Annotated in this window: 2 protein-coding genes; both read right to left on the reverse strand. The window is 75.0% G+C overall.

What is annotated here, in order from left to right:
• Nucleotides 1-1,490, reverse strand: a 1,490-nt coding sequence (locus tag B9S61_RS03600; protein ID WP_258039530.1) for a condensation domain-containing protein, incomplete at its 3' end; no start/stop codon positions are given.
• A 206-nt stretch (nt 1,491-1,696) separates the two neighbouring features.
• On the reverse strand, nt 1,697-3,333 hold a 1,637-nt coding region (locus B9S61_RS03605; RefSeq protein ID WP_146064696.1), incomplete at its 5' end, for a non-ribosomal peptide synthetase.

Genomic DNA, 3,333 nt, shown 5'->3' on the forward strand with positions numbered 1-3,333 from the left:
GCGCCCGCGGGGCCCTCGGCGCCGAGGAGGTGGCCGCGTTCGGCGGGCGTGAGCGGGTCGATACCGCTGAGCGGGGTGTCGGGGGTGGCGCAGAACGCCTCGAGCAGGGTGACGGTGTGCCGGGCGAGGGCGGCGACCGTGGCCTCCTCGAAGAGGTCGGGCCGGTAGACGAACGCCAGCTCGGTGCGGTCGTCACCGTCCCGCAGGTCCAGGGTGAGGTCGAACTTGGCGGTGGTCAGGCCGATCGGGTACGGCGTCCCGCTCGCCCCGCCGAGGACGATGCCGGGCGCGGTGGCGCCGGACTGGGTGTAGAGCACCTGCACGAGCGGGTTGCGTGCCAGGTCGCGGTCGGGGCTGAGCGCGTCGACGACCCGTTCGAACGGCAGGGACTGGTGCTGGAAGGCTTCCAGGACCAGGTCCCGGGTCCGGGTCAGCAGGGTGGCCGGGGCCGGGTCGTCGGAGAGGTCGCCGCGCAGGACGAGGGTGTTCACGAAGAAGCCGACGAGTTGCTCGGTCTCGACCCGTTCCCGGTTGGCGACGACGGTGCCGACGGCGACGTCGTGCTGTCCGGTGTGGAAGGCGAGCGCGGCCTGGAACGCGGCCAGCACGGTCATGTAGGGGGTGGTGCCGGCGCGTCGGCCCAGTGCGGTCAGCTCGCGGGTGAGGGCGGACGGCAGGGTGACGAGGTGGACTGCCCCCCGTCCGGAGGGGGTCTCCGGACGGGGGTGGTCGGCCGGCAGCTCCAGCGGGGTGAGCCCGGCCAGGCGGGTGCGCCAGTGCTCGAGGGCGGCGGTCTGGTCGCTCTCGCGCTGCCAGATGGCGTAGTCGGTGTACTCCAGGGGCAGTTCGGGCAGCTCCGCGGCGCGTCCCCGCGTCCTGGCGCGGTACAGCTCGGTCAGGTCGCGGACGAGGAGGTCGAGGGACCAGCCGTCGGAGACGATGTGGTGCATGCCCAGGACGAGGACGTGGTCGTCGGCGGCCGCGCGGACGAGGGTGGCGCGGAAGGCGGGTTCGCGGCCGAGGTCGAAGGGACGCAGGGCGGCGGCGTGCACGGCGGCGGCCAGGCGGCGTTCGCGGTCCTCCGCGTCCTCACCGGTCACTTCTGTCACGTCCAGGACCGTGCCGCCGGCGGGCAGGACCCGCTGGTGGGGCACGCCCTCGTGCTCGGGGAAGACCACGCGGAGCTGTTCGTGCCGGGCGGCCAGGTCGGCGACGGCCGCGGTGAGGGCCGGTACGTCCAGCGCGCCGTTCAGACGCCAGGCGGCGGGAAGCAGGTAGGTCGGTGCCCCCGGGTCGATCCGGTCGAGGAAGTACAGGCGCTGCTGTGCCGCGGAGAGCGGGATCCGTTCAGGGCGTGGCCGGACCGGGGCGGACCCGGTCTCCCGGGCGGCGGACCGGCCGCGCAGCCGCTGCTCCAGCAGGCGCCGGGCGGCCGGGGTGAGGGTGCCGCCGGTGGTGACGGGGCCGGGACGCACGTCGGGTGTGGTCATGGGGCGCTCCGATCTCGGTTCTGGAAGGGGAGGAAGTCGAGGGGGCGGTCGCCGGCGGTGCTGCGCCGTCCCGGTGGCCGCGGTGAACGCCGGGACGGCGGATCCGCGACCGGGACGGCGGAGCCGCGGCCCCGGGACGGCAGAGCTCCGGGCGACAGGTGCCGTGGCCGCCGGAGCGGCGGGGGCGGACGGGCGGGGGCCGGGTGTCAGAGGTCGGCCGTGAGGGACAGGTCGATCTCGTCGTCGCTCATCTGCGAGATGAGCTCCAGCAGGCGCCGTTCCACCTCGGCGGCGAGCCGCTCGACGGTGGGGTGCTCGAACAGGTCGCGGACCTGGAGCGGGCAGTCGAAGGCGATCCGCAGGCGGGAGGCGACCGCGACCGCGCGCAGGGAGTGGCCGCCCAGGGCGAAGAAGTCGTCGTGGACGCCGACCTTCGGCAGGTCGAGCACCTCGCACCAGATCTGCGCCACGACCGTCTCGGCCGGGGTGCGCGGGGCGACGCCGGTGTGCGGCGTGGACGGCTCGGGCTCGGGCAGCGCGGCGGTGTCCAGCTTGCCCTGCACGGTCAGGGGCAGGGCGTCCAGGAGAACGAACGCGGCCGGGACGAGATAATGGGGCAGCCTGGTCCGGCAGTGGGTGCGCAGGGACTCCTCGGACAGTCCGCCACCCGCGGCGTACCCGACAAGGGCCGTCTCTCCGCCCACGGTACGCACCACGACGGCCGCACCGCGCACCCCGGGGTGCGCGCGCAACACCGCCTCGGCCTCTCCCGGTTCGACGCGGAAGCCGCGGATCTTGACCTGGTCGTCGTTGCGCCCGAGGAACTCCAGGTCTCCGTCGGGCAGCCGGCGCACGATGTCGCCGGTGCGGTAGAGGCGGCCGCCGGGCGTGCCGAACGGGTCGGGGACGAACCGCTCGGCGGTGAGGGCGGGGCGTCCGAGGTAACCGCGGGCCATCTCCGGTCCGCCGAGGACGAGTTCGCCGGGCATGCCGGTGGGTACGGGTTCGCCGAGCGGGTCGGTCACGTAGGCGCGGCGTCCGCCCAGGGGCCGGCCGATGGGCACCCGTCCGGCCGGGGACGCGGTGACGGTGTGCGCGGTGGCGGAGATCACCGTCTCGGTGGGGCCGTAGGTGTTGATCACGGGAACGCCGGGCAAGTGGGCGAACCAGTGTGCCAGGGGGTCGGCGGGCAGCGCCTCTCCGCCGGTCACCAGCAGCCGCAGCGCGGCCAGCCGGGGGGCCAGCGTGTCCAGGCGGGCCACCAGTTCCGTCCAGTACGAGGGGGTCAGTTCCATGACCGTCACCCGCTCGGCGGCGACGTACTCCGCCAGTTCCTCCGGCGTCCAGATCTCGTCGGGGCGCACCAGCACCGTCGCCCCGGTGCTCAGGGCGGGCAGGATCTGCTCGAGCGAGGCGTCGAAGGACGTGGAGGCGAAGGTGAGCACCCGGTCCCGCGCGGTCAGCCCGAAGGCCTCGCGGGCGGCGGCGACATGGGCGTCGAGGGCGTGGTGCTCGACACCGACGGCCTTGGGGCGGCCGGTGGAGCCGGAGGTGAAGATGACGTAGGCGAGGTCGTCCCGGCGGGGCGTGCGGCGGGGCCCGCCGGGTTCCGGGCGGACGTGGCCGACGTCGACGGTGGTGGCGCGGAGGGCTGCCGCACGGTCCAGGGTGCCCGCGTCGCACACCACATGCCGTACCGCGGCCTCCTCGCACATGTAGCGCAGGCGCTCCTCGGGCAGCCGGGGGTCGAGCGGGACGTAGACACCGCCCGTCCGCCAGACGGCGAGCATCGCCGCCACGGACCACGGGCCGCGGCCGAGGCAGACACCCACGGCGTCGCCGG

The sequence above is a fragment of the Streptomyces sp. SM1 genome (assembly GCF_002910825.1).
Lineage (GTDB): Bacteria > Actinomycetota > Actinomycetes > Streptomycetales > Streptomycetaceae > Streptomyces > Streptomyces okerensis.